The 361-nt window shown below is 35.7% G+C and carries 1 protein-coding gene; it reads right to left on the bottom strand.

Features of this window, described 5'->3' with window-relative positions:
* Positions 1-361, bottom strand: a 361-nt coding sequence (locus D9V42_RS14845) for a hypothetical protein (protein ID WP_208639101.1), incomplete at both ends; no start/stop codon positions are given.

Below are 361 nucleotides of genomic sequence, written 5' to 3' on the forward strand. Positions count from 1 at the left end.
ATTAATTATACCAGAGTTTGTCTTTTTGGCTATTGCGTTTGGAACGTCAAGACTTTCAATCATTGCCCAAAAGTAGTTTTTTAACGTAGCTTTATTACTTTCGTCTACATCGGTCACAAGGTAAACCATATCTAAATTCAGTTTTTTCCTCTTACCTAGAGCTTCTTCAATTGGAACAACTTCAGGAAAAAGTACTTGAACAATATCGCCAACTTCTACCGAAACGGTCAATGTAGCTGATGAAGTGTAAAGATAGCCTGTTTCCCATAACTCATAGTTAATAACTTGACATCTTGCCTTTGGTATTGGTAGCCCTCTTTTGTCTTTTTTACCATTAGGAAGAGTAAAATCAGATAGATCG

This window comes from Staphylococcus pseudoxylosus (assembly GCF_003697915.1).
Taxonomy (GTDB): domain Bacteria; phylum Bacillota; class Bacilli; order Staphylococcales; family Staphylococcaceae; genus Staphylococcus; species Staphylococcus pseudoxylosus.